The following is a 26,262-nucleotide window of genomic DNA, read 5'->3' on the forward strand; positions in this document are numbered from 1 at the left end:
AAGTTCTATGATTTTTCTACATGAATTTCGGCATTATTCTGCCATCCATCAAAAGCAACTACCATATTTTGAGGTTCTATTTGAGTAATTGGTGCGGGTTTCATTTCCCCTCGAAAGTCGAGAATTTGCACGAGTATAAGATAAGCTACAGCTAACATAATCGAAATTACACCCGTAATAACCGCAACTATTTTTCCTCTATCCATGATTTTTACCTTTAAAACAAAGGTATTATACTATGCAATTATCAACATTGCCACAATCTAATGAGCTATTTAGCTGGGTTTTTTTTGATTTGGAGTGATTGGTTTTAGAATCTATAAATGATTTTACAAGCATTATGCGGTGAACGAATCGTTCGCAAAGTCGAAATCCTAAAATATCTTGAATTAACTTGTAGAGTTTTCTGTCCGTTTTCCGCTTAAAATCGGGATACAAACTTAAGGATTTATTTAATAATCGTAAGTATTCCGAATAATCAAAATACATATAATCTCTAGCTATTTCAAAGTAACCATGAGCTAAAGCACGCCGATAATTAATTGGAATATTCTGCTGATATTGCTCTAATAATTTTTTTTCTACTTTTTTTAAAACATTACAATGATTTTCAACCCAGCGCGGTTTTGAAGCAGTTGAGACTGTAACGCTGCCATATCTTCTATATACTGAATAACATCCCGGTTGATAAACAACTTTTGCACCAGACATTACTACCGAAATAAAAAAATCTCTGTCTTGCCCAGCTTTAAAATTTGTATCCCAACCACCACTTTTTTCTACAGCCGTTCTTCTATAAAATAATGATGCAACAGCAGTCCACCAATTTTCGATTAAGGATTGCAAAATATCAGCTTGGGTTCCAGATTTTTCGACTTGATCGAGGAATACTACACCATTCGATTGATGTCCTTGATATCGCCAATCTCCATATACTGCATCCGCTCCAGTTTCCTCTAAAAAGTTGATTTGTCTCTCTATTTTTTCTGGTAATATAAAATCATCTGCATCTAAAAACTGAATATATTCTCCTTTTGATAAAGCAAAACCGTAATTTCTCGCATAGCTGCCACCTTTATTTTCAGGAAGACGCTCCCAAATTATTTTATCGCCATAGCTTTTGATGATTTCCATCGATTTATCGGTAGAACAATCATCAATTACTATAATTTCTATATGAGGATAGGTTTGGTTTAAGCAGCTATCAATAGTTTCTGCTATCCATCGTTCGGCATTAAAACAAGGAATAATTACAGAAACGAGTTTTTGCATTTTTATTTTCTTGAAATTCGTCATTTATTATTCTATGTTTAATATTTATCTACTTACTTAAATCCGCCTTAATTGCTTTTTTAAATTTATAAATCAATTTTTTAGCTATTAAAAAAGCTTGGGAAGTTAAAGTGTATCAAAAATTTTGTGAATGACAATTATCTATCGAGCAGCTTGATGCCAAAGATTGGTAACCAAGTGTTTATGTTCCTGAATATCTGATTTTTTTGCTTGCACAAATCCAGCTTCTCGTATTTCTTCAGGAACTGGTTTTTGAATGATATCAACTACTTCTTCGATAGAATCGTAAACGAATCCGGCTTCACCTATATATTCTTTGATGTCTGGTCTAATATTTGGCACGCATACACCTACGCCTGCTGCCTGTGCTTCCGCTACAGCCATTGGCCACCCTACTGTAGCTAGTTCAAAGTCCGCTGTATAAACTAGCCATTGGTGTTTTTTATACTCGGGACTCATTTCGTTTGGCTCTATGGGTAGAGTGATATTTATGGGGTTCCCTTTAGACTCATTAACCAGTTTTAATTGATCTACTCTATAACCTAAAGCATAAAGATTAAATTGCTTTTCCGGTAATAAAGTTGCAAGTTCAATGTAGTCTTCCATTTTTTTCTTGGGGATGACTGCACCAGTATTCATAATTGCCTCACCATTTGGAGACTCTGAATAAAACAGTTCATAGTTTATTGGTGGAAAGCAATCGATAATTTTGGAAGAATCAACACCATATGCTTCAAGATATTGTCGCGAAAAAGGAAAAGCTAAAACTCCCAAACAAAGTTCGTGGTTTATCCAGTGCAGGTTAGCTTTGATATCAGCTACCTTTTTAAATTGCGGTGTATTTCTTTCTAATATTTCTCTCAGACGACCTTTCCAATTTTTGCGACGCAAACAAAGCGTGTCATAAGAGTGCGATCGCACCGTAAAAGGAATCCCTAATTCTTGAGCTAGTGGCCCGATAAAATTGAGTTGATTTAAATAGTGGGTGTGAAGAATATCGGGTTTAATTTGTGCGGCTAAGTCTTTTATTGCCTGTTTTTCAGTTAAATGGTGGTAGGGAAAGTGATTTTTATAAGGTACATCTGAAGGTTTGCGAGAGACTATAGTAATGTCGTAATCGCTATAAAGTGCTTCTAGTTCAGTTTTGAGATAAGTTTGAGATATCTGAGGATATCCTCGGATGACATACATTACAGATAGTTTTTTTTCCATTAATCTTATTATTAGATGATTGCAAAAGTTTATTAATCGTTTTAATTATTGTTGAAAGCTTCTTTAAATACTTGCTTAGTGTAGGTTCGCAGCATATATGTCGATAAAGATTTGATCCGTCTTAAAGTGGGTTTGAAATCTAGTTTTAATGCCCGCAGTAAATTCAAGGTTGCGGCTTTGGGCTGACCTAGTTCTACAGACTTTTCTGCATGGTCGCATAAGAAAGTAGCAAAGGTTTTAGGATGCAGTCTAAAAAGGGATTCATGCTTATTCAGCAAGCGCTCGAAGTTTACTTGACGTAGGGCTGGATCGCGTGAAATTCTCTCTCCTTGATGGGCTGTTAGTTGATAAGTAACAGTTGGTAAACCCAAAATTGAGCAGACTGGATTGAGTCTCAAAAACATCTCGGTATGCACGCGAGAAGTAAAGGTTTCATCGTAACCACCTAGCTCTAGTAGAAGTTCTCTTTCCACAACTAGTGTCTGCTTGGATAGAAAAGACTTCTCAGGCTCGATATCTTCTAGGAAGAAATGAGAACCACGGGGTAAAGTCGGAGGTATGCGTCTGTCAACTATTTCACCGTTGGATTTAATAACTTCTAAACCAGAAAGTGCCGCAACTGGTGGTGGTAATTCACTATTTTTCAGAGCATCTAGAGAGACTTGTGCCATGTTGGGCAACAATTGATCGTCGTCGTCGAGATAAGTAACGTATTGTCCTGTTGCGGCCTTTAATCCAACATTCCGGGCTACTGCATTACCGCTGTTTTTACCTAGGGCGATTACTCTCAATCGAGAATGTTCTGGTAGATTTACAGGTTCGTCAGAACCGTCGTCAACTACAATTACCTCTATATCTTCCATAGTTTGCTGCAAAGCACTGCTAACAGCACGCGGTAAAAAATGAGGTCTATTATAAGTAGGAATAATGATGCTAAGTAAAATGTTGTTCATATTGACACACTCAAATGCGTATTAATTTTGTTAGAGAATAAAACACTTGTTAAAGCTTATCAAAACTGTAAACAACTTTATTTGAGCCAATTATTTGAGCGATTTGTTACAGCACTGCTAGAGTACTGTAAATCCTCTATTCTTGTTTCTGCGATTTACTTACAACCTGCCATGTTCTTGGCTGATAAAACTGACATCTACTAATAGTTTTATTCGCCTTAACGGTAAATCGAAAAGATTCAACAATATCGTAGGAATATACGCCACTACGAATATATATTCTGGCACTATATACGCCAGGAATCATCGAGCAGTAAGGCATATGCATCCTTATTTCGGATTTTCCGGCTGGAATTTCTAAATCTTGATTATCGCTAGTAGAGGTCATATATAACACAAGACCTTCACCTCCTGACAACGCCGTGACTAACATTCCTAGATTGGCGTTCTTGATGTATTCGTAGGATTTACATTCTACACTTAAATATGCAGGTTCGCCAGTAAATAAAGTTTCTAAATTATTATCTTGCTCATCTTTAAAGCATAAAGAAACTATATCTAAACCGTTACTTTTCTCTTTCGGCTTAGGCGGTAAAACCAGTCTCCCTAAAGCATTTTCTTTACCGCTCAAGCATAAGTCTTCTTCATATTTACGAATGACTTGTTCGGTGTCCCCCGAACTAATTAGCTGACCTTTTTTTAAATAAATCGAACTTTCACATATATTTAATATGCTGTGAGAATTATGGGTGACTAAAATAAATGCGGTGCCTTTTTTACGTAATTCTGATAGCTTGCGATGACATTTCATTTTAAACTTGACATCGCCTACAGCCAGCACTTCATCTATTAACAAAATATCGGGTTCAATATGTACGGCACAGGCAAATCCCAATCGTGCAGCCATACCCGAACTATAAGTTTGAACTGGTGCATCAATTGCATCAGCAATTTCTGCAAATTCTACAACTTGATCAAATTTTTTTTCAATTTCAGCGGTTGGTAAACCGAGAATTGACATATTCGCGTAAATGTTTTCCCTTCCCGATAAAATCGGATTAAAACCCGCTCCTAATGCAATCAAGGGAGCGACTCTACCTTTTACTTTTACCGTTCCAGTATCGGGTTTAATTAAACCGCTAATAATTCGTAATATAGTGCTTTTACCGGCTCCGTTAGAACCTACTAAACCCAGAGCTTCACCTTTATGTAGTTTAAAGCTAACATCATGCAGCGCCCAAAATTCATTTTTACGTAAAGTACCGCTATTTCTTTTTCTACCAGTAACTTCCGTAGCAATATCTTGCACGCCATAAAATAAAGAGCGTTTTAAGTCCCTACAAAACTTTTTAGAAACATTTTCCACAGAAATAACTGCTTCACGTTCTTCCGGTTGGGTATCAATTTTCTTTTCTATTAAACTAGTCATAATTTAAGAACTTACTCTCTCAACCACAAAAGGCATTGCTAAACGAAAACCAATCCAGGTTACAAATAATCCAATTATAGTAATAATACTGACTATCCAAAAACCTACAGGCTCAGAAATAATACCTGTGGTTGCAAGCTCTCGGGTTGTTACTAATAGAGGTGTTACGGGATTGAGCTTTACTATATTACCGAAAACTCCTTCTGACGGAACCGGATAAACTACAGGAGTTAAAAACAACCAGAAACTTGTTAGTAAAGTCAATCCTTTTGATACATCTTGATATAAAACTCCTAAAGGTGATAGTAAAACACCAATGAAAGTACCTAAAAATATTAAATGAATTAAAGCTACTGGTGCTAAGATTACCGTCCAAGTTATGGGAACGCGGAACCAGATAAATAAGCCGATAATTAAAATTAATTTAATCGCAAAATTAAAAAAGACTTCGCCCAATTTTGCTAGAATCAACGCTTCTCTAGGAAAATTAACCCTTGCGAGCATTGGTTTCGCTACCGTAACCGCTTTTACGGGGCCATTAATTGCTTCTACAAAGGTTTGCCATAAAGCGGTGCTAAACATTACATAGGCTGCATAAGGTAAATCGGTTTCTCCGATATTAATTACCTTAGCTTGACTGGCAAGGGTGAATCCCGCAGCCATAACTATTGGTGGTATAAAAGCCCAAATAACGCCTAAAAATGACTGACGATATTGAGCGCTAATATCCCTTACTAACAACCTCCAAGCCAGTTCGCGAGAACTTAGTAAGTCCAGCCACATTTGTTGGAATAATTTGGAAGGATTTCTTAATAGGCTTTCTGGGGTATAAATTACTTCGTTAGGATGTCGTTTTCTAAACTTCTTTCTTTGCTTTCTTTTCAATTTTTCTTTCAATATGTTCACCCTTGGTTTTAAAGTTTTATTATTAAGTTTTTCGCAACCTCACCCCGTCCTTTGGACACCCTTCTCCTTATCAAGGAGAGGGGAGGGGGGTGAGGTAGATCGTCAACCCTGCGATGATGCTGTTACCGCATTTGGTGGTTGAGTGGGTGGATTTTGGTGGGAATTATTTTGTAAGTACTTGCGTGCGTATCTACTGGTAATGTAGCGGTTGAGTAATTTATCGGCTTTGCTAATTAATTTACCGGCGACTTTGGACAAGAAACGATTACCCAAGCCTATTTTCTGGCTGATTGGGTCGATAATCGTCATTTTTCTGCGCCATCCCAACCGCTTGTATTTATTTTGAAAATACTTATCTTCGCTTAAATTCCACTTCTCGCGCAATCTTGTCAAGCTAGCCATTTCCCAACCGTCGCTCCACCGTAACATATAATACCCCACATCCGACCATTCTAAAGGTGGTCCAGGTACATATGTGACTAAAGAATCGGGTTCTAAATAAATTGTACCGCCAGCTTCTGCTACCAAAATACACAGATCGACGTGTTCTTTGGTATTCAGCAAACCTTCATCAAGCAAACCGATTTTATCGAAGATTTCTGTACGAACAATCATGCAGTGAAATTCTGCCAATCCGGTTTCTTGACGCTGCAAATTCGGACGCACATCTGCAACTTTTCGCCCTTGTTTGAAAATCTTTTCAATAAACCGTCTTCTAATGGTGTCGTTTTTGGTTTCTACTTTGATTCCCGATTCACCACCAGCGCAGTGTACTTCTTCATGTAGCGGTAAATATTGACATACAAGGGGACTAACTACGGTTGCGTTGGTTTCTTCAGCGCAATCCACCGCAGCCTTTAACCAACCAGGGGTAACTACTACGTCGTTATCGATAAATACTACATACTTGGTGTCAACTTGACGCAAGCCTAAGTTTCTCGCGTGATTGGGAGAAAGATAATGTTCGGTACGAATTAGTTGAAATTGCTTTTCGGCTGCTTGAGTTTCTAAATAATTTTTGATATGAGAAGGCGAACCACCATCAACATAAATCAATTTGAAAGCTAACTGTGTATGCTCGTAAATGCTTTCTAAAGATTCGCGAGTATAGCTAAAACGTTCTCTCGGTGCGACTACTATAGTTACTTCTGGGTTGGAATTCATATTTTCATCCTCGGCTCTTATAGTTATATGCATTTGGGATTTACAGAAAGATTAAGGTGTGGGATTAAATTTTGTATAAACACTCGACTACTACACAAATTAATTTCAGCCTGCGGAGACAGAATTTGTTTTCGTAGCCCCAGACTCATATTCTGAAGGTGTTTTAACAATTTGAGATGCTTCCCCTAATTCAGATAAATCCTTACCCAATACCTGTTGATAAATTTCCACTAACTCAGAGTTTAGTTTGTTGGTATCATAATTTTTTTCCACCTTTTTACGACCATGAAAACCCATTTGCTGCCAAATTTCGGGATGCTCTATCAAATAGATTAATTTCTCAGCTATGGCTTTCTCATCTCTTTGTGGAACTAGAAATCCGGAAACCCCATCTTCTACTAATTCGGGAATACCACCGTGCAAAGTGCCGATAACCGGTAAACCCATAGCCATTGCTTCTTTTAATGTGTTTACAGGTGCATCTTGGTTGCCATCACTAGCGGTAACGCTTGGTGCTACAAAAATATGGCTTTTATCCAAAATCGAGATAATTTCTTTTTGGTTTTTCCATCCCTTCAAATGAACCTTGTCAGCAATATTTAACTCATCAATTATTTGAGCAAAGCGTTCTTTTAATTCTCCATCACCGATAATGTTAAACTCAACGTTTTTATAAACTTTGACCACATCAGCAATTGCACGAATCGCGTATTCTATACCTTTTTTTTCTATTAAACGTCCTGTGGTAGCTATACGAATCAAGCCAGTTTCATCCGGATATCTGGCTCTAAATGTAAACCGACTGCAATTTATACCCGAACCATGAACGATAATTTTCTTTTCGTCGCATCCGAGTTTAATTACTCGCTGTCTGAAAAATTCGCAATTAGTGTAGAAGAAGTCTCCATTTTCAAACAGCCCGTCGTAGACATTTTCTCCATATTTATGTAAGTACCAACTGATGTCGTATCCGCGAAAAGTAGTTATTAACTTTCCTCGAACTGCACCAATTTCCCGTAATACTAAACCTTCATAGCTGTAAGGTCCAAATTTACATATTGCTTGTCTACCAAATTGACAGTGAATAATATCGTATTCAGGTGCGTTTAGAAAAGGTAAAGTTGAATAAAATAATCTTAAACAAGCTGCTCTTTTACCGTATTTGAAAACATTTAGAGAACGCAACAAAACAAGTGGAGCTTGAGAAAAATTGTTAGCAAATAAATAAAGTGTATTTAGGAAGCGAGCTAAATAGTTCTTAGGAATTTCTGGTAAGTAGCGCGTGCGTTTAATTAATTCATATTTTTCTACATCTGGATGCACTTTCTCATCGTAAGTTTGTCTTCCGTAGATATGTACTTCGTGTCCGCGCTCAATCAAGCCTGTAATTTGATTAATTACAAATGTTTCTGATAAAACGGGGAATCTATCTACTATAAAAGCTATTTTCATGAATACCAAAAAATGATTATTTTAATACTATATTTAGATACTATTTAGGTATACATCAAAGTACTAACAATTGCTTATCTGAGGTTCGCTTTTTACAATAAACGCTTTAGTGTTGTATCGCACCTATTTCCGGGTAACTTTACTGTTACTTTACCTCCGATCGCAAAAAATCAATTTTTTTTAAAGTCAATTAGAAGTTACTGAAAGTAAAAATACAGATTTAAAGACGGCAAAAAATACTCAAAAGCTCCTTAAAACATAGTATGAACGGTCGCAAAATAAAATAATATTTGTCAAAATCTTATTCGTCTGTATATTGACTGACATCTTTGAGTAATTATACGTCGTGAAAATTTATGGTCAAGTTTATCAGTAAAAATAAATACATATATCCAGATTATTTATGTAATCTGCATGAATAACCAAAATCAAAATGATATATTTTCTGCATAATTTTCATAGAAAGTAAGAAAATTAAATATATGTAGTTTTGATTACTTCAGAAGAATATCAGCCATGTCTTTAACACAAAAAATTCTTTCGCAATTACCGGGTAATGTTTTAGAGAGATTGCGTAGTGCAGATAGTATACTGACATCTTTAAAAGAAGGAAATATACCCGTACCGATGGTGGTGAAAGACAATCCACAACCTCTAGGTAATGTCGATTGGGATGTAATTATTTCCGGCGGCACATTAGGTATTTTAATTGGTTGTGCCTTAGTTTCCAGAGGTTTGCGAGTCGCGTTAATTGAAAGAGGAATTTTACGAGGTAGAGAACAGGAATGGAACATATCTCGTCACGAGTTGCAAGTACTTTTAGATTTAGATTTACTTACCCCTGAAGAGTTAGAAAAAGCAATTGTCACCGAATACAATCCGGCGAGAGTAGGTTTTACTTCTGGTGTTGAAGTATGGGTAGAAAATGTTCTTAATATCGGCGTATATCCAGTTTATTTACTGGAAACTTTAAAGCAGCGATTCTTGGAGAGGGGCGGAAAGCTGTTTGAAAATACACCTTTTACTGAAGCGGTAGTTCATGCCGATGGGGTGATGGTGAATAACCAATTTAAAAGCAGATTATTGATTGACGCGATGGGAAATTTTTCACCCATAACCCAGCAAATACGCCAAGGAGTCAAACCAGATGCATTGTGTTTGGTAGTTGGTACTTGTGCATCGGGCTTTCCGGAAAACCACAGTGGCGACTTGTTGTTATCTTTCACCGAAATAAAAAATCAGTGTCAGTACTTTTGGGAAGCTTTTCCTGCAAAAGACGGTAGAACAACTTATATGTTTACCTATATGGATGCACATCCACAACATATCGGTTTAGAGGCATTTTTTGAAGAATATTTGCGCTTGATGCCAGAATATCAAAGCGTAGAATTACAGCAGCTTGAGTTTAAAAGAGCGCTGTTTGGATTTTTCCCCTCTTACCGTCAAAGCCCTCTGAAAACACCATTTCCTCGCATTTTACCAATCGGTGATAGCAGTGGAAATCAATCCCCTTTAAGTTTTGGTGGTTTCGGAGCCATGATACGCAATCTCAAAAGATTGACTTTGGGAGTTGATGAAGCTTTACAAACCAATCAATTATCAGCGGCATCGCTTTCATTGCTGCAACCATATCAACCGAGTTTAACGGTTACTTGGTTATTTCAAAAGGCGATGAGCGTGGATATAAACCAGAAAATTGCGCCAAACCAAATTAATCAATTGTTATCAGTTGTATTTGCTCAAATGCAAAATTTGGGTGAATCAGTATTAAAACCATTTTTACAGGATGTGGTGCAGTTTAATGGTTTAACAAAAACACTTTTTACAACAAGTCTAGCGAATCCAGGTTTAATATTTAAAATTATTCCTCAAGTTGGATTGATAACTTTAATAGATTGGATGTGGCATTACATTAATTTAGGTGTTTACTCTATTTTATTCGATGTCAGTCTAATGTTAGAACCGTTGATAAGAAATCTACCAGAAAATAATCAATATTATTGGCATCGTTGGGTTGATGCTTGGAAATATGGTTCTGGAAATGATTACGAACAGTGAACACTTAGCAGTGAGCAGTAATCAGTAACCAGTTGGTATTTACCTATTGCCAGTTATCTAAATAACAAATACTTATATGATTCAAAAACAGTCTTCAATGAATAAATACTTTGTCGTCATCACTAATTTACTCCGAGAAAGACAAAGTTTTTTAGAAGAAATCCACGAGAAAATCAGATTACAAAATAAAATAGTTTCTTTGTTAGTCTGTAGTTCTTTGTTTTTTGCTATCTATGGGGCAATTATTGGTGCTTATCATAGCTGGATGCAAGCTTTATCTTCTGCTGTCAAATTACCGGCACTCTATTTAATTACGCTATTAATTTGTCTGCCGACTTTGTACTTTGCAAACATTATTTTTGGCGACAAACGAACTTTCGCTCAATATTTTGCTTTGGTTTTGACTGCGGTTTCAGTAACTAGCGTGTTGTTGTTTAGCTTTGCACCAATAACTTTGTTTTTTATGCTTAGTACTGGTAATTATCAGTTTCTGATTCTGTTAAATGTAATTATTTTTGCAGCTACGGGATTTATTGGTATTTCTTCTTTATATAAAGCTGCAAAAGTGATTTTAGAGCAAGATGGTGAAAACAGTACTACGCGCAATAAAATATTACGCTCTTGGCTGTTTTTATATGCTTTTGTTGGCAGTCAGTTGGGGTGGACTCTTCGACCTTTTTTTGGTACTCCAACATCACCTTTTACATTATTCCGGGAGAGGGAAGGAAACTTTTATTTGAGCATTTTTCAATCTTTAGCTCACCTTTTAGGGTTCAGTTAGCAGCGAACAGTGAACAGTGAGCAGTGGCAACCTGCATCTATTCTCTGTTCCCTATATTCATAAAATCGATAAAAATCCCTGATAAAAATTAGATAATAATAAATAAAAAATGAATCAAGATAATAACGCGCTGGAAAAAAAGACTCAATTTAAAAGCAGCCAACATTTTAATGTTTTACTTAGCTTGTTGCGCGATAGACAAGGGTTTCTAGAAGAAATTCGTCAGGAAATTAGATTGCAAAGCAAAACTAATTCTCTATTAGTTTGTAGTTCAATTTTTTTTGCAATATACGGTGGTATTATCGGTGCTTCTCATGGGTGGATGCAAGCCTTAACTAGTACCATTAAGCTTCCTGCATTCTATTTACTATCGTTAATGATTTGTTTTCCTACTTTGTTCTTTTTTAATGTTTTATTTGGTTCCCGTAGCACTTTAAAACAGCATTTTGTGGTGTTACTTACTGCTGTATCGGTAATCAGCGTGTTGCTTTTTAGCTTTGCACCAGTAACCTTATTCTTCTTAATTACTACACCCGACTCTTACCAATTTTTCAAAATACTCAACGTGTTTATTTTTGGAATTACTGGTTCTTTCGGGGTTAAATTTCTTTACGATGGAATGCAGTTACTTTCCCAAGAAAACGAAACTGGTAAGGGCACTCGTACAACTATTTTGAGATCTTGGTTATTGCTTTACGGTTTTGTAGGTATGCAGCTAGGATGGTTTTTAAGACCATTTTTCGGTGCCCCCGGTACTAAGTTTGAACTATTTCGCGAAGTACAGGGGAATTTTTATCTTGATATTGTGGCAGCAGTTTCGGAAATTTTTGGATTTAGGTAAACAAGTCAACGGTTAAGAGCTAGCAGTTAATAGTTAGGAGTTTCCTCCCTATTTATCAGAAAAATGCTAAAAACCCTGTAACTTCATTAGCATATTTCTAACTCCTAACTATTAACTCTTTACTTATCATCCCAATAACTCATCAACTTCAACACTAAAACCATTTAGTAGTCTTTGAGTATAAACAATATCTCCCGAGCCAAAAATCAGTTTTTGATTTTCCGTAATTATAATAATCCAACGGTTTTCAGGTAAAATAAGCCAAACTTCTTCACTTCCAGAACGTAAGTACTCATGAGATTTAGCAATTAATTCTTCTGCTAAGTCGGCAGGGGAAGCAACTTCGGCTACCAACGGAAAACTTTGGGGAAATACTTCAAGTTCACCAAAATGCTTTGCTAATTGTGGCGTGATGTATGCAACGTCTGGCGATCGCCCTTGAATCTTGGTACGACATGGTACGTGGTTGTACACTTCCCCACCTTGCCCGCTAGAATCTTTATAACTTCTCCAATGATAGTAAAGATTACCTAGAATTCTTCTTTGTTTAAGTGTTAAAGTTCTTTGCTCTGCTAATTCTTCATTTACCCATTCAATTTCATAGGCTTCATCGGCATCTTCATAAATCTCATCAATTTTTTTCAGAGATTTTGATTTATCTTCAGAATTTTCCATCCAATCTATTTCTACAATATCTTCAGTAATTTCTGCATCTTTAAGTGGATTATTTATCCATTCGTCTAATGAAAAATGTGATGGAACTGCTGTAGAATCTTTCATTTGCTTCTCCTCTGTCACCTATGAATATGTTTTTGTTTTTCTATAAACACACCCTACAGTCAGGAATTTTCTAATATTTATAGCGGCTAAAAGCTCAAACTAATAGTTAATTTTTCCTGTAATTTCTGGTAGTTTTAAAGGAAATATCTACCGCTACCACTATTAATATGATACGGCTGAAAATAGATATAACCCGGAAGAAGTTTATTTAATATCTGTATAATTTATCGCAGTGGATTTTTGAAATGAAACCCATATAATGTAAGACTATTTTAAATATCTTCGGTTCCCCTACAAAGGCAATGTAGTAGTCCTTTTCATTAGTTTTTACTGGTTCATTTTTCACAACCAATTTAGAGACGTTATGTATAACGTCTCTACAACCCATCAAAAGCGCTGGAAAAAGACTACTAGCTTGCCTGCTGCTTGATCTGGCTAAAACCCCAATCTAACCAATGGGTTAAAGCTTCCATGTCTTTTGATTCCACTGTCGCACCACCCCAAATCCGCAATCCTGGAGGTGCATCGCGGTAGGAGCCTATATCATAAGCAACTTCTTCTTTAGCCATCAAAGATACTAACTCTTTGGCTAATCGTGCTTGTTCGTCTTTAGATAAAGATTTATACCATTTATCGACAATCTTTAAACAAATAGAAGTGTTGGAACGAAGCGATTTATCTTCTACCAGAAAATCAATCCAGTCAGATTTAGCAACCCAATCTTCTAAAACTTGTAAATTATTATTAGAACGCTCAATCAACTTTGATAAACCGCCGATTGATTTCGCCCATTTTAAACCGTCAATTGCATCTTCTACACACAGCATTGATGGTGTATTAATTGTCGAACCTTCAAAGATTCCCTCGATCAGTTTACCGCCTTTTGTTAACCGGAAAATCTTTGGCAAAGGTCTATCAGGAGTATAACTTTCTAATCTTGCAACCGCTCTAGGCGATAAAACAATTACACCGTGGGCTGCTTCCCCACCCATCACTTTCTGCCAGGAATAAGTCAAAACATCAATTTTTTGCCAAGGAATTTCCATCGCAAAAGCGGCGGAAGTGGCATCGCAAATTGTTAATCCCTGACGATTGTCTTTTATCCAATCACCGTTAGGAACTTTAACCCCAGAAGTCGTACCGTTCCAGGTGAACACCACATCTCTATCAGTGTCAACTACCGAGAGGTCGGGAATTTGCCCGTAATCGGCTTCATAAGTATTGATATCTTTGAGCTTCAACTGTTTAACCGCATCAGTCACCCAGCCTTTACCAAAACTTTCCCAAGCTACAACATCAACACCACGTTCTCCTAACATAGTCCACATCGCCATTTCCACCGCGCCGGTGTCCGATGCGGGGACAATGCCCAATCGATAATCGCTGGGAATTTGCAGGATTTCCTTAGATAACTCGATAGCTTCCGCTAACCTTGCCTTACCTAATTTAGAGCGGTGAGAGCGTCCGACAGTTGCATCACTTAACGCTTCTAAAGACCAACCAGGACGTTTAGAACAGGGACCTGAAGAGAAATTAGGATTTTGGGGACGAATGCTTGGCTTTTGCGCCGATTTTTGTTGTGTTTGCATCGATTTAACAGGCGATATTGAACAATAAAGAGTGATGCTAAAAGCTAATTTATTCGCTCATAATAGCTGATTGTGGGTCATTGAGTGAATGAATAATTTTTATAAATTAATGTAGAGACGTTGCGATGCAACGTCTTTTTGAAGTTAATGCACAAGATGAAAAAAACTGGCGATCAAAACTGAGTCAAGGCTAGTATCCGCCTAATGTTGGCAAAATTCCCAGATAGGTTGATACGTAAAAATATACAATCAATACAATCAGAGTTCCAAATAACCAGGATATTACCGGTCCGTTAGAACCAGCCATTAATTTTCTGAAATTGAAAGGCTTACGTACCGGTAATGGACTAGGTAGCTTATCGCGATAATCCGTACCATAACGAGCCATGCGAGCAAAAGGCAACTCACCTCGACTGCGCTGCGGTAAAATCCGTCGTCGCTGGTACGGTACAACATACTCACCAAAGTTATCTAGATATTCTTGGCTGTTAAGCAAGTCATCGACAAAACCTTCTAAGCCTTTTGTTGCAAGTACAATAGACCAAGCTAATTTTTCTCGTTCGCTATAAACTTTACGTCCCAATACCCGCTGAATGCATAACTCTACAAAGCGATAGTTGTTGTTGCACTCGTAATTTAGTCGTCGAAATGAATCGGAAAGAAGCAGTCCCCGAATAAAGTCGCGGACTGTCATCTGTCGCGCTAGTAACTTGGATTCCAAAACTAATTGTCGGTTGCTAGCCAACATCTGTTGTTCGTGGAATATTTGATAATAAGCAGCCCATATCAACTCATTTATTTCCTTCGAGCCATTCATAAACTCGGCAGAATAAATTCTGGGTTGTTCTTCCCCCGGTTTTTCAAATCCAGCGACACGTTGATTTTGACTTGATGGAGCGTAATTTAATAGAGGAATCGCCACTTTTAAACCTAAATTCTACAATTTCCAGAATATTTTGAATGGGTTTGCTTAAGTACTATTGCTTAATATTTTCAAATAAATAATCGTTATGATTTCACGTTAGGTTAAATTTTCTCAGGAAACATAAAGGATTAAAAATATTCAAGACCTTTACTAGGTAGAGCTTTTAAGGTTCTACTTGAGTATTTTTGTTATTCTGATAAATATTAAAGAATATGAAGTTTGTTGAAGCAATCAACGACGAATATTGAAAAAGATTACGATTTAATTTTTTATATCTCAAGGTAGTTGATTTTTATTTTCTTTCACGTTTCTACCTAAGAAAGCAGTAGTAGGTTGGGTTAGACGCACGACAATATTCAATGATTAACCAATAATTGATATTGCGTCGTAACCCAACACCAGTATTTTTATTTCACACGCAATTATGAATACCGGTAATGCCCAGCAAAATATTTACCTAAAATCCGGAATATTCACCATAGCTTTGTATAATCACCTCAGTCAAATTACTGACTAATAATATTGAATTGCTGTGTTAATTCCAGAACTATGCCACCAGATTACTCAGGACAAAACCTAGTAGGTGCTAACTTTAGCTATGCAGATATTGTTAGAATTGAGAATTTAAAATCCCATGCCTTATGTTTTAGGAATTGATGGTGGCGGAAGTAAAACAGTTTGCGTTTTAATGAATGATAAACGCGAAATTTTTGGACGTGGTGAATCTGGTTCATCAAATTATCAAAGCGTAGGAATTGAAGCTGCAAAATTTTCTATAGAATCTGCTATTAATACAGCACTTACACAAAAATATAATATTAAAATTGATGCGATTTGTTTGGGTTTAGCTGGTGTTGGAAGAACACAAGATATAGAAGTTGTCAAAAATATAGTTCAAGAAATACCTGCCACTAGAAATATTAAACCGCAAAATATAATTATTTCTCACGATGCATTAATTGCTTTGGTTGGTGGAATTGGTAAGGATACGGGAATTGTTGTTGCTGCGGGTACTGGTGCGATAGTTTTCGGTAAAAATCATCGAGGAGAAACTAAAAGAGTCGGTGGTTGGGGATATATTTTAGGTGATGAAGGTGGCGCTTATCAAATTGCGATCGCGGGAATGAATGCTGCTTTAAAATCTTATGATGGGAGAGAAATTTCTACAAGTTTGCTGGAAGATTTCACAAATCATTTTGGTTTGAGCAATATTGAAGAGTTAATCGAAGTAGTTTATCGCAGGGGCTTAACGGTAAAAGAAATTGCTGCTTTAGCTCCAATTGTTGATAATGCTGCTTTTGAAGGCGATCCAGTTGCGAATCAAATTATTGATAATGCTGTAAGTGAGTTGGTGAAAGCGACTGTTACTGTAATTGATGGGATTTTTGTTGGGAGAGAGGATTTTGAGATTGTGACTACGGGAAGTGTTTGGAAGGGTAAATCTCAGATTTGGGAGAGGTTTGTTAGTTGTATTGGGCAAGATTTTGTTGACGTGAAAGTGATTTTTCCAAAGTTTGAAGCTGCTTATGGTGCTGGTTTGTTGGGGTTGAGGTGTTTGGGATGAGTTTTGGTTTTTTTTTAATCCCATGAATCAAAAATCAATCACCGGCTGCTTATTAGGAACAGCAATAGGTGACGCTTTCGGATTACCTTACGAAGGTTTATCAAAACAGCGCCAAAATAAACTTTTCCCAAACCGAAAAAACCACAATTTTCTCTTCAATAAAGGTATGATTTCCGACGATACGGAACATACCTGTATGGTTGCTCAATCTCTGATAGTTTCCGCTGGAAATACATCGATATTTACAAAACAATTAGCTTTTCGTTTGCGATGGTGGCTACTCGGTTTACCTGCGGGAATTGGTTACGCAACTTTAAAATCAATTATCAAATTATGGCTTGGCTTTTCTCCTCATAAATCAGGCGTTTTTTCTGCCGGTAATGGTGCAGCTATGAGAAGCGCAATTATTGGTGTTTGTTATGGAAATGATGTTCAAAAGTTACGAGAATTAGTCAGAGCATCAACTCGTTTAACTCATACCGATATCAAAGCCGAATATGGAGCTTTAGCTGTTGCTTTAGCTGCTTCCACCGCAAGCCAGCAATTATTGATTTCTCCCCAAATTTATTATAAAAAACTGAAAAATTTAATTGGTTCCGAACAAGTTGAATTTCTCTGGCTTATCAAACAGGCTTGCGATAGTGCCGAATCACAAGAAACCACTCAATCCTTTGCTGCAAAAATAGGTTCAAGTAAAGGTATTACCGGATATATTTATCATACAGTTCCTGTAGTTATTCAAGCTTGGTTAAAATATCAGCAAGATTATCAAACAGCAATTTTAGAAATAGTTGCTTGTGGAGGAGACACGGATACAACCGCAGCGATTTTAGGGGGTATTGTTGGTGCTGCTGTTGGTAAAGATGGAATTCCACAGCAATGGCTAGATAATTTATGGGAATATCCTAGGAATATCAAGTGGATGGAATCCCTGGGAATTCGATTAGCAGAAGTTTGTCAGCGACATACAAAGCAATCTTCGCTACCGCTTCCTGTTTATGGAATCTTTTTACGGAATATTTTGTTTTTGCTGATAGTTATTTTTCATGGATTTCGGCGGTTGTTTCCACCTTATTGAAGCATATTCGCTTAAAATATTATTCCCGTATTGCCCGTATCAAATTCACAACATTATTTTAGGTATGATTTGAAATAGTCACAATAACTGAGTTTATAACTCAAGAAAAATACTTATGGCTGGAAACAGGCTAATTGTCAATGAAAGTTGTAAAAAGAACGGTTAGTCTACTTGTATTAAGCGATTTAAAGGATGTAAGAAATAGAAGAAAGTTCTCTTTTCGTTTATTGGTGATAAATTTATTCTTTATGGCAGGATTTTTGTGGTTCCTGTCTAGTTCTAGCAATCTGACAATCAAGTTATTTTTATTAGGATTTACTTTATTATTATTGATTCCCGGTATATTATTAATTCGTTTTGATACCAGCGAATCTAACTATTTTAAAATAAATCTTAAGAGTAATAAAATTATTCACGAGCGTAGAGAATTATTTAAAAATCATATATATAGAAATAAATATTCATTAAAAAACGTTGTACTCATAGGGATTAAAAGAATTAATCTGAATAGCGATGATGCTAAAAACTATCGAGTCAGATTATATTTCAAATCTAAAAGATATATTGATATAGGTTATTTCGCTACACCAGAAAAATCGTTTGCAATCGCAAAAGCTATATCAAAATTCTTGAAAATACCTTTAAAATATTAATTTTTTAACTTATGAAAAACAAATTCCCGCAGGCTATAAGCCTGGGGCTATATAAACAAAACCTACCTATGCGCTAAGGCGCACGCTACGCTAACGTAGGCTATTAACTCTTTAGCCTGCGAAGGTAGGCTTTGTAAATGTAGCGATACCCTTATAGGGTATTGTGAAATGTATTAATTTTTTAAACCATTCATAGCCAACAAAGCACTACCATAAGCAGCTTCTGTATTACTAGAAGAAACTACACTCACTCCTAAATATCGCTTTCTAATTTCACTCCAAACTGTATTTTTAGCACCACCACCAGCGGTATAAACCGTCTTTAAATTATCAGCACCAAAATCTTGCAGTAACTTGTATCCTCGCGCTTCAATTCTAGCCATATTTTCTAATAAACCATGTAGAAATTCCACATTGTTATCGGGACGAGGTTTTAATTTAGGTGGTAAATTTGGGTCATTAATTGGAAAACGTTCTCCAGGTTCCAATAATGGATAATAATTTAATTCGCTAGATTTATTTATATCTATTTCTTGACTAAGACTTTCTAATTCTTCACTACTAAAAAATTGCTTTAATACAGCACCTCCGCTATTAGAGGCACCTCCAGTCAACCATAAATTTCCAAAACGATGGCTATAAATTCCATATTGAGAATTATCTACACGAGTACTACTCAACAGCTTTAAAACTAATGTCGAACCCAAAGAAGTCACCGCTTCACCAGTCGAATTTGCTCCGCTAGCGATAAATGCAGCAATACTATCCGTCGTACCCGCACAAACTACACAATCCCGAGGAAAGTTGTATTTTGCAGCAATTTCAGAACGCAATTCTCCTACAGGATTTCCAGGAACTACTACTTTCGGTAGTTGAATTGATATGTGCAATCTGTTTAACCATTCAGGATACTGCAATGCTTCCACATCGTAACCAAGTTTCAAAGCATTGTGATAATCGCTAATACCCAACTTCCCATGCAAAAGGAATCCCAACCAATCAGCTTGATGTAAAAAATATTTAGCTTTCGTGACAGAAGGTAACTGCATCATCCATAACAGTTTTACCAAGCTCGATGTAGCACTGAATACAGTATGATTGGTTGGAGCAATATTTTTCAATTTTTCTCGCATCCCTGCTCCCCTGGCATCGTTGTAAAGTAGGGGTGCATCAACAGGATTCCCCGCAGCATCGCACAGCAAAACAGTAGAGGAAGTACCGTTAATAGCAATGCGGGTAATTTCTCCTCGCGATTCCCCGCTCAGTTGCTCTAAAAGGCTAAATAAAGCAGTTCGCCAACAATTTATTAAATCTGTTTCCAACGACATCTCAAACGGACATCGTACCTCCTCTACAATATTTCCAGCAGAGGCGATCGCTACACCCCTAGCCCCAGATGTCCCGAAATCTATACCTAAATACATTTCAAAAAGGTTAAAGGTTAAAGGTTATAGGTTAAAGGGTAAAGCTTAAAGGTTAAAGATTGAAAATTAAATAACTTCTAACTCTCCAATGCCCAATGTTCAATGCCCAATTTCCCATCTTAATTGTTGCATCTTGTTACAACCTATTTCCTAATTCGGGTAAAACATTGAAAAGTAGAATACGAAGTATTCTGTCGTTTAGCGAGATGAGGAGATTTCCAATATGCCTATTTCAGACACTCAAGTTTACATCGCTCTAGCTGTAGCTTTAATTCCAGGTGTTTTAGCTTGGCGTTTGGCAACTGAACTGTACAAGTAAATCATAAAGTAAATAGTTCTTATTTCTTTACAAACTTGTAGAGTTTAGAATCCTGACAATACTAAGTATCTCTTCCGGAAACTTGTAGCTATTCGCTGTAAATTACTTAAGAAGAAGCACTTAGAATTGTTGGGATTGTTTTTTGACTATTTCTCTACGTGTAGCGGTTTGATAAAAATGAAGTAAGATGGCAGCAAAAGAAAACCGTAAATGCATGGTTCTAAAATATTTGCAAAGAATCAGTTTTTTAAGGAGATTGAGCCAACTATGAACGCAGTTCAAGCCACAAGAGAAGAACTACAACCTATACGGCAGCGTAGAACTGTTCCTCGCCCTAAGCGTCATCTACGCCAGCGCTCTTATCAAGTTATGGCACTGGAAACTACAGTAAAAATAGGAGTCAACCTAGCTATTTCCGCAGCTGCTGTATCTGCCTTAAGCCAGCTTTTACCCCATCACTGGTCGGGACAAGAAAAATTACGGGAAGTGCGTACCGAGGTTAAAACCGCTCAAGAACGTGTTAACAAATTAAGAACAGAATTTAGTAATACTTTTGACTCCCGTCAAGCTAATAGTATTATGCAGCAACACGGAAATCGGATACCTCTCAATCAAAAACAAATTGTATTGACTAACAATACAACACCCGCTGAAATCAAAGAATCTACACCTTAGTATATAGAGGAAATATTATTTTTGCGTAGAATAAATGCGATTCCTCTTTGTTTGTATATAAATATTACTTCTAGAAATACTAAGCGAACAGCTAACAGCTAATAGTTAATAACTAATCTTTAAGGATTGCGACTATTATCGTCAAGTTATCATCTATTAGCTATTAGCGAAGCTAAAATAAGTTATTAAATTTTATTAAATGTAATTGTGTCCTAATCCTCGATTTTCCATTCAGGATGCATTGGAAGTAGTAGTTCATTTAACCAATTTTCTACTTGTAAGCGTAGACGTGAATTTTGATTCTGGGTTCCACTCGCATTAGCATTTATATTTTGTAAACTTTTCAAAGCACGGTTATAGTCAGCAAACGCGCAGTTCCATTCACCCCAAATATGGTAGGTTCTACCTTTCTCAGCCAAAATATGACTTTCTAATTTACCGAAAAATAGCGCCGTTTCAAAATTCTCAATAGCTTCGTTATAATTCCCCAACTCGCGCAAAGTTATACCTCGGTTAATCCAGGCTCTGACATAACTGGGATTTAAATCTAAAGCTTTTTCATAATCTGCTAATGCTGCTTCTAAATCACCCATCCCAGCGTAATAATTAGCTCGGTTATTGTAAGCGCTAGCCAAACAGGGATTTATTTTTATGGCTTTATTAAAATCGCGAACAGCTTTTTGTTCATCACCGCTTTGAAAGTAAACCAAGCCCCGATTGTTGTAATCAATAGCATTATCAGGATGACGCTTAATTAACTGATTCAAAGCCGCGATCGCAAAGTTATAATCGCCAGTTTTAGCCGATTTTAAAGCACAGGAGCGTAAATCTTTATCTTCATAAGCGTATAGTTGACAAATACTATCCTCGTGGCTATGGTCATCAGCAGTAAATCTCACAGCACTACTTCTACTGATATTATCTTGCTTGTCACCGAATGTTGAAAATAAGTGAATCTTCATATCATCCTTGCCTGAGTTGGTTAGTAAGTCCGCTTTTGGTGGTGCCCCTGTATTCGTAGGATTCATCATCCATCAATCCGCAAAACCGAGCGAGCAATTATACTCCCTGGTTTAGGATTAATAATAGATACCAAAGCTTCACAGCCAATTCCAGAAAATAAATAACAAATAATTGCAATTTCAAGCACTCCCCATCTTCTCAAGGGTTGCAACTGGTAGAATGCCCTAAACAGTGAGCAGTGAACAGTGAACAGTGACCAAGTTTAAAGTAGCTAGTGGTAACTGGTAACTGGTGGCTGGTAGCTGATAACTGATTTAGGTAATCAAATGGTAAATACAATTTCTTATCCAGACGCTCCCGATTTAGCCGCAGATGATTATATAGTCATCGGTTTAGCAACTTGCTTTGTCAAAGAAGATGGTGAAGTGCATCAAGTTGACGTAATCGAACCTATTCCTAGCGCATCCTTAGAATCACTCTTCAAAGGAATTCCTACATCCTATAAATCAGCTGTAGCCACCACATTAGGAAAAGTATTCGATGGTGAAACAGCCCACAAACCAGCAGAATTAGATAACTCCGCCCAAATAGTCAACGATTTTAGCGAAAGAATTTTTGCAGCAGCACGCACCTACAAGCGTAAAGAAGAAGCAAAATCTTTAATTCCTTTAGGTGAAACATACAGCGAATTTACATACTCTACAGAGAAAAAGCGAGTATTAAACGCTCAAAGAGTAGTTAGTAAAGACGACAACGTCAAACAGCATTCCCATACTCATAAAGTTTTGTAATTGGAAATTGGGCATAGGGCGTTGGGCATGGGCATGGGTAATTCCTCATAATTTGTCCTTCTATTTCATAATTTCCATGTAGGGTGCTGTGACGGTTGCGAGAGATTTCCAAATTTAACGAGATTAATTGACATTACCGTCACGCACCAATCAATAAATAGAGAATGAGGAGTTTTATTTCATTAAAATTTGTAGAGTGCTGTGACGGTTACTAAAAATTTCCAAATTTAACGAGATTAATTGACATTACCGTCACGCACCAATCAATAAATAGAGAATGAGGAGTTTTATTTCATTAAAATTTTTAGGGTGCTGTGACGGTTACTAAAAATTTCCAAATTTAACGAGGTGAATTAATATTACCGTCACGCACCAACGTTTTTATTCAAATTCATCGAAGCCTGCGGAAGCAGGCTTTGTAATTGTAGCGATACCCTTATAGGGAGGGTATTGCTTCAAAAAATTGAAATGCTACCCAATATTCTGATGGTGCGTGACGGTAATTCGATTATTAATCGTTTTTATTCAAGTTTATCAAAACCGTCACAGCAAGCACCCTACAATCTACAATTATCCAAATATTTCATCTCAGCTATGGCTAAATAAAATATAAAATTAACTCAAAACCTTCTTCCAACAATCCAAACCATGATAAAACTCTACGGTGGAACCTTCAGCCGCGCTTCAATTGTTCACTGGTATCTAGAAGAATTAGAAATTCCCTACGAGTTCATCAAGCTGGATATGCAAGCAGGAGAACACCGCAAACCTGAATTCCTAGCAATCAACCCGATGGGAAAAGTTCCAGCAATTGTCGATGGTGATTATATCCTTTGGGAATCCGGCGCAATATTGCTATATCTTGCCGATAAATACGGTAAAAAAACTCTTTCTCCCCAAGAGCGCGGTATTTATTCTCAGTGGAGCTTGTTCGCAAATGCTACTTTGGGACCTGGTGTTTTTGTTGAAGCTACCCGAGATAAAGAAATGCCTAAACTAATGAATCCTTTGAATGAAATATTAGGCAAACAACCTTTTTTATTAGGTAATGAATTTACCGTCGCTGATGTAGCGGTAGGTTCGATGCTCAACTATATTCCAATGATGCTCAAGCTGGATTTAAGCGAATATTCAAACGTTACCAGCTACATGAAGAAACTTGCCGAACGTCCGGCATTTCAAAAGGTTATGGGTTCGAGGGGTTAATTTTAAGAAGATTAATTAGATTTTAGGTTGGGTTAGACACGAGCAGGGAATTGAATTTGTCACGATAATGTATATTTTCGTGTCGTAACCCAACATTAACTATTTTGAGAAATTCAGATATTTCAAACTGCCGACAATACGACAATAAAAGATGTTGGGTTACGTCGCTTTAAATAATTTTCGTAAAAATCATTATTTTTCGTGCGACTAACCCAACCTACTAACTACTAACCACTAACCACTAACTACTAACTAACGATAATTTGTAAACTGCAAAGCGCAGGGTAAATCTTCTTCTTTTAACCGCTGCATTACTGCTTGCAAATCATCTTTATTCTTACTAGTAACTCGAACTGCATCTCCTTGAATAGAAGCCTGTATTTTTTTGAATTCATCGCGAATCATCTTAGAAATTTTTTTAGAAATTTCTTGACTAATGCCTTTTTTCAGCTTTATTTCCTGATTAACTCGATTACCACCAGCAGATTCTGGTTCGCCAAATTCAAAGATTTTTTGAGAAAGTTTACGCTTGGCTGCTTTTTCTCGCAATATACCGTTTACAGTGTCTAAAGTAAATTCGCTGTCTGTATTTACTTTAATGATATCTTCTCCTAATTCCACTGTCGTTTTAGTATCTTTTAAATCGTAGCGACCTTTAATTTCTCGGTTTACTTGGTCAACGGCGTTAACCAATTCTTGTCTATCAAAATCGCTAACAACATCAAAAGAATAAGTAGAAGCCATAAAATTTGTCAGTTTTCTCTATGAGTAATTTTACATTTTAATAGTGGTTAGTGGTTAGTTGTTAATTGTTAATTGTTAGTACTTTGTCGTTTTCTTCTACTACCCACTACCTATTATCAACTTGCTTGCATGATACTCAAGACGAATAAAGTGCAAGAACAAGCTAAACCAACAGCATACATAAGCGAACGCAAGATGGGTATATTTAAAATATAAAAAACTGAATACAATAAACGTACTGTAATAAAACTTAATGCCGCCCATATTGCTAAAGGAGAATCAACGCCTGTTGCATAAGCCATTAAAGCAGCAACTGCAAAAATCATAAAGGTTTCAAAGCAGTTTTGATGCGCCCAAGTAGCACGTTGTGCATAAGGTGGAAGCTTATCAAACATAGCGCGAGGTGCGGCATAATCGTAACCAATACTCAAACGAGCATAAGCAACTGCTAGAAATGGCAAGTAAATTTCTAGGAAGGCTACAGCAATACAGTATAGAAATAAGACTGACACGGGCAATTGCGAAACATACATTAGCATAAACAAACAGTTATTACAGATAGCTTTTGCAAAAGCTTGTTTTCTATAGAATTTAAATGGTTGAGGAAGCGAACCATTATCGAGATACTATTCTGACACTCTGTAGCGCAATTTACTGAACGGAGCCACTTGTTTATTTCCATTAAAAAAATGGAATTTACTTCAAGTTGCCGATTTTGTAACTAAACACTTCATAGGTTCACTAGTCATTAGTCTGAGTGCTTATTACATCCATTCACCATTTCCCAAACGATTGAACGATTGTATCCCGACAAAAGTGACTAATGACTAATAAAAGCGACTCGAATAAAGAGAGAATTAATCAAAATAGAACAAAGTTACCACTTTCCTTTGTTCTTCTGCATCCTTACACGTTTGCAGCAAAGTGCGACTATCGTGAAAGGCGAAGCATACAAGTTGCTGACAGCGGGAGATTATCTCCTTATTACATGAGTAACTAGCTTCAGCAAGGGATAAATGGTCATTGCTGGAATTTTCTACCAGATGCATAACCTGTTCTAATTGTTGGCGCGATTCCAAAGGCTGACGATCTAAGCTCTGGGGTAAAATTACCGTGAGAAAGTTCGGATCGGCTCGCATTGCGCCCTTGATAGCGGCTGAATTTGTACCGGTGGCTCCAGAGGTGATAACTCTATTCCCGGATAAAACCAGGGCATAAGTCATCATTTCAATAAGATTCTGGTGTGTAATAGGCACGTGGCGAGAACCCAGCACGGCGATTCGTTTAGAACCCATTTGCTGAATAGTCGCTAATTCTTGCGCTAATGTATCAATGTTATTTGCTAGGTCTGTTGACTGACTCAAAGACGATTTTAACTGCTATTAAACGACCAAGATATTTTAGCAGGTGAAAGAGTTGTCGGGAACCTACTTATGGTTAGAGCGTGCAATTTTTAGCTTAA

At 36.8% G+C, this 26,262-nt stretch carries 27 protein-coding genes; 10 read left to right on the forward strand and 17 right to left on the reverse strand.

Going from position 1 to position 26,262, the window contains the following annotated elements; translation table 11 throughout:
- Positions 1 to 5 precede the first annotated feature (5 nt).
- The 8 genes from RIV7116_RS18070 to RIV7116_RS18105 form a co-directional block, all read right to left on the reverse strand.
- On the reverse strand, positions 6 to 206 hold the full coding sequence (locus RIV7116_RS18070) for a hypothetical protein (protein ID WP_015119745.1): 201 nt from the start codon (positions 204 to 206) through the stop codon (positions 6 to 8).
- Positions 207 to 231: 25 nt separating this feature from the next.
- Positions 232 to 1,272, reverse strand: coding sequence for a glycosyltransferase (locus RIV7116_RS18075; RefSeq protein ID WP_015119746.1), 1,041 nt, complete (start codon positions 1,270 to 1,272; stop codon positions 232 to 234).
- 162 nt (positions 1,273 to 1,434) lie between these two features.
- Positions 1,435 to 2,505, reverse strand: coding sequence for a glycosyltransferase (locus tag RIV7116_RS18080; RefSeq protein WP_015119747.1), 1,071 nt, complete (start codon positions 2,503 to 2,505; stop codon positions 1,435 to 1,437).
- Positions 2,506 to 2,546: 41 nt separating this feature from the next.
- Complete coding sequence (locus RIV7116_RS18085) at positions 2,547 to 3,458, reverse strand: glycosyltransferase family 2 protein (RefSeq protein WP_015119748.1); 912 nt, start codon at positions 3,456 to 3,458, stop codon at positions 2,547 to 2,549.
- A 136-nt stretch (positions 3,459 to 3,594) separates the two neighbouring features.
- The gene (locus RIV7116_RS18090; RefSeq protein ID WP_015119749.1) at positions 3,595 to 4,887 is read right to left on the reverse strand and encodes an ABC transporter ATP-binding protein; all 1,293 of its coding nucleotides are present in this window, start codon (positions 4,885 to 4,887) and stop codon (positions 3,595 to 3,597) included.
- A 3-nt stretch (positions 4,888 to 4,890) separates the two neighbouring features.
- Positions 4,891 to 5,772 carry an ABC transporter permease gene (locus RIV7116_RS18095; RefSeq protein ID WP_044292010.1) on the reverse strand — a complete coding sequence of 294 codons (882 nt, stop codon included), beginning with the start codon at positions 5,770 to 5,772 and terminating at the stop codon, positions 4,891 to 4,893.
- 123 nt (positions 5,773 to 5,895) lie between these two features.
- Positions 5,896 to 6,990, reverse strand: coding sequence for a glycosyltransferase family 2 protein (locus tag RIV7116_RS18100; protein ID WP_015119751.1), 1,095 nt, complete (start codon positions 6,988 to 6,990; stop codon positions 5,896 to 5,898).
- 72 nt (positions 6,991 to 7,062) lie between these two features.
- On the reverse strand, positions 7,063 to 8,409 hold the full coding sequence (locus tag RIV7116_RS18105; protein WP_015119752.1) for a glycosyltransferase: 1,347 nt from the start codon (positions 8,407 to 8,409) through the stop codon (positions 7,063 to 7,065).
- Between the two features lie 516 nt (positions 8,410 to 8,925).
- Between RIV7116_RS18105 and RIV7116_RS18110 the strand changes: the two genes are divergently transcribed.
- The 3 genes from RIV7116_RS18110 to RIV7116_RS18120 all read left to right on the forward strand — a co-directional run bounded on the left by RIV7116_RS18110 (position 8,926) and on the right by RIV7116_RS18120 (position 12,089).
- Positions 8,926 to 10,467 (forward strand): 2-polyprenyl-6-methoxyphenol hydroxylase, encoded by a 1,542-nt coding sequence (locus RIV7116_RS18110; RefSeq protein ID WP_015119753.1) that lies wholly within the window; start codon positions 8,926 to 8,928, stop codon positions 10,465 to 10,467.
- A gap of 76 nt (positions 10,468 to 10,543) precedes the next feature.
- Positions 10,544 to 11,248 carry a hypothetical protein gene (locus tag RIV7116_RS18115; protein WP_015119754.1) on the forward strand — a complete coding sequence of 235 codons (705 nt, stop codon included), beginning with the start codon at positions 10,544 to 10,546 and terminating at the stop codon, positions 11,246 to 11,248.
- Between the two features lie 109 nt (positions 11,249 to 11,357).
- Positions 11,358 to 12,089: a hypothetical protein gene (locus tag RIV7116_RS18120; RefSeq protein ID WP_015119755.1), complete on the forward strand. Its 732-nt coding sequence runs from the start codon at positions 11,358 to 11,360 to the stop codon at positions 12,087 to 12,089.
- 126 nt (positions 12,090 to 12,215) lie between these two features.
- On the opposite strand, the gene RIV7116_RS18125 is transcribed toward RIV7116_RS18120, so the two are convergent.
- The 3 genes from RIV7116_RS18125 to RIV7116_RS18135 all read right to left on the reverse strand — a co-directional run bounded on the left by RIV7116_RS18125 (position 12,216) and on the right by RIV7116_RS18135 (position 15,380).
- A complete protein-coding gene (locus RIV7116_RS18125) occupies positions 12,216 to 12,869 on the reverse strand; it encodes a Uma2 family endonuclease (protein ID WP_015119756.1) in 654 nt (217 codons plus the stop codon).
- Positions 12,870 to 13,279: 410 nt separating this feature from the next.
- Positions 13,280 to 14,458: a phosphoserine transaminase gene (locus RIV7116_RS18130; protein ID WP_015119757.1), complete on the reverse strand. Its 1,179-nt coding sequence runs from the start codon at positions 14,456 to 14,458 to the stop codon at positions 13,280 to 13,282.
- Positions 14,459 to 14,648: 190 nt separating this feature from the next.
- Positions 14,649 to 15,380: a phycobilisome rod-core linker polypeptide gene (locus RIV7116_RS18135; protein WP_015119758.1), complete on the reverse strand. Its 732-nt coding sequence runs from the start codon at positions 15,378 to 15,380 to the stop codon at positions 14,649 to 14,651.
- 637 nt (positions 15,381 to 16,017) lie between these two features.
- On the opposite strand from RIV7116_RS18135, the gene RIV7116_RS18140 reads away from it, so the two are divergent.
- From RIV7116_RS18140 to RIV7116_RS18150, 3 genes are all read left to right on the forward strand, one after another.
- Positions 16,018 to 16,947, forward strand: coding sequence for an N-acetylglucosamine kinase (locus tag RIV7116_RS18140; RefSeq protein WP_015119759.1), 930 nt, complete (start codon positions 16,018 to 16,020; stop codon positions 16,945 to 16,947).
- Positions 16,948 to 16,969: 22 nt separating this feature from the next.
- Positions 16,970 to 18,025, forward strand: coding sequence for an ADP-ribosylglycohydrolase family protein (locus tag RIV7116_RS18145; protein WP_015119760.1), 1,056 nt, complete (start codon positions 16,970 to 16,972; stop codon positions 18,023 to 18,025).
- 140 nt (positions 18,026 to 18,165) lie between these two features.
- Positions 18,166 to 18,678 carry a hypothetical protein gene (locus RIV7116_RS18150; protein ID WP_015119761.1) on the forward strand — a complete coding sequence of 171 codons (513 nt, stop codon included), beginning with the start codon at positions 18,166 to 18,168 and terminating at the stop codon, positions 18,676 to 18,678.
- Between the two features lie 173 nt (positions 18,679 to 18,851).
- Here the strand turns inward: RIV7116_RS18150 and RIV7116_RS18155 are convergent, their stop codons facing one another.
- On the reverse strand, positions 18,852 to 20,102 hold the full coding sequence (locus RIV7116_RS18155) for an FGGY-family carbohydrate kinase (RefSeq protein ID WP_015119762.1): 1,251 nt from the start codon (positions 20,100 to 20,102) through the stop codon (positions 18,852 to 18,854).
- Positions 20,103 to 20,325: 223 nt separating this feature from the next.
- Here RIV7116_RS18155 and psaM point away from each other — a divergent pair, with 223 nt between their 5' ends.
- Positions 20,326 to 20,421: a photosystem I reaction center subunit XII gene (gene psaM, locus RIV7116_RS18160; protein ID WP_015119763.1), complete on the forward strand. Its 96-nt coding sequence runs from the start codon at positions 20,326 to 20,328 to the stop codon at positions 20,419 to 20,421.
- Positions 20,422 to 20,688: 267 nt separating this feature from the next.
- Entirely contained in the window at positions 20,689 to 21,096 is a 408-nt protein-coding gene (locus tag RIV7116_RS18165) for a hypothetical protein (protein WP_015119764.1), read from the forward strand.
- Between the two features lie 212 nt (positions 21,097 to 21,308).
- On the opposite strand, the gene RIV7116_RS18170 is transcribed toward RIV7116_RS18165, so the two are convergent.
- Together RIV7116_RS18170 and RIV7116_RS37380 are read right to left on the reverse strand one after the other, a co-directional pair.
- Complete coding sequence (locus RIV7116_RS18170; protein WP_044292017.1) at positions 21,309 to 22,058, reverse strand: tetratricopeptide repeat protein; 750 nt, start codon at positions 22,056 to 22,058, stop codon at positions 21,309 to 21,311.
- 65 nt (positions 22,059 to 22,123) lie between these two features.
- The gene (locus tag RIV7116_RS37380; protein WP_256380820.1) at positions 22,124 to 22,246 is read right to left on the reverse strand and encodes a hypothetical protein; all 123 of its coding nucleotides are present in this window, start codon (positions 22,244 to 22,246) and stop codon (positions 22,124 to 22,126) included.
- A gap of 139 nt (positions 22,247 to 22,385) precedes the next feature.
- On the opposite strand from RIV7116_RS37380, the gene RIV7116_RS18175 reads away from it, so the two are divergent.
- Together RIV7116_RS18175 and RIV7116_RS18180 are read left to right on the forward strand one after the other, a co-directional pair.
- Complete coding sequence (locus tag RIV7116_RS18175; RefSeq protein WP_015119766.1) at positions 22,386 to 22,850, forward strand: hypothetical protein; 465 nt, start codon at positions 22,386 to 22,388, stop codon at positions 22,848 to 22,850.
- Positions 22,851 to 23,498: 648 nt separating this feature from the next.
- Positions 23,499 to 24,056, forward strand: a complete 558-nt coding sequence (locus RIV7116_RS18180; RefSeq protein WP_015119767.1) for a glutathione S-transferase family protein — start codon at positions 23,499 to 23,501, stop codon at positions 24,054 to 24,056.
- 252 nt (positions 24,057 to 24,308) lie between these two features.
- Here the strand turns inward: RIV7116_RS18180 and RIV7116_RS18185 are convergent, their stop codons facing one another.
- The 3 genes from RIV7116_RS18185 to RIV7116_RS18195 form a co-directional block, all read right to left on the reverse strand.
- Entirely contained in the window at positions 24,309 to 24,800 is a 492-nt protein-coding gene (locus RIV7116_RS18185; protein ID WP_015119768.1) for a YajQ family cyclic di-GMP-binding protein, read from the reverse strand.
- A 116-nt stretch (positions 24,801 to 24,916) separates the two neighbouring features.
- Complete coding sequence (locus RIV7116_RS18190; RefSeq protein WP_044291030.1) at positions 24,917 to 25,339, reverse strand: MAPEG family protein; 423 nt, start codon at positions 25,337 to 25,339, stop codon at positions 24,917 to 24,919.
- Between the two features lie 318 nt (positions 25,340 to 25,657).
- The gene (locus RIV7116_RS18195) at positions 25,658 to 26,164 is read right to left on the reverse strand and encodes a DNA-processing protein DprA (protein ID WP_015119770.1); all 507 of its coding nucleotides are present in this window, start codon (positions 26,162 to 26,164) and stop codon (positions 25,658 to 25,660) included.
- Positions 26,165 to 26,262 lie beyond the last annotated feature (98 nt).

This window comes from Rivularia sp. PCC 7116 (assembly GCF_000316665.1).
Classification (GTDB): Bacteria; Cyanobacteriota; Cyanobacteriia; order Cyanobacteriales; family Nostocaceae; genus Rivularia.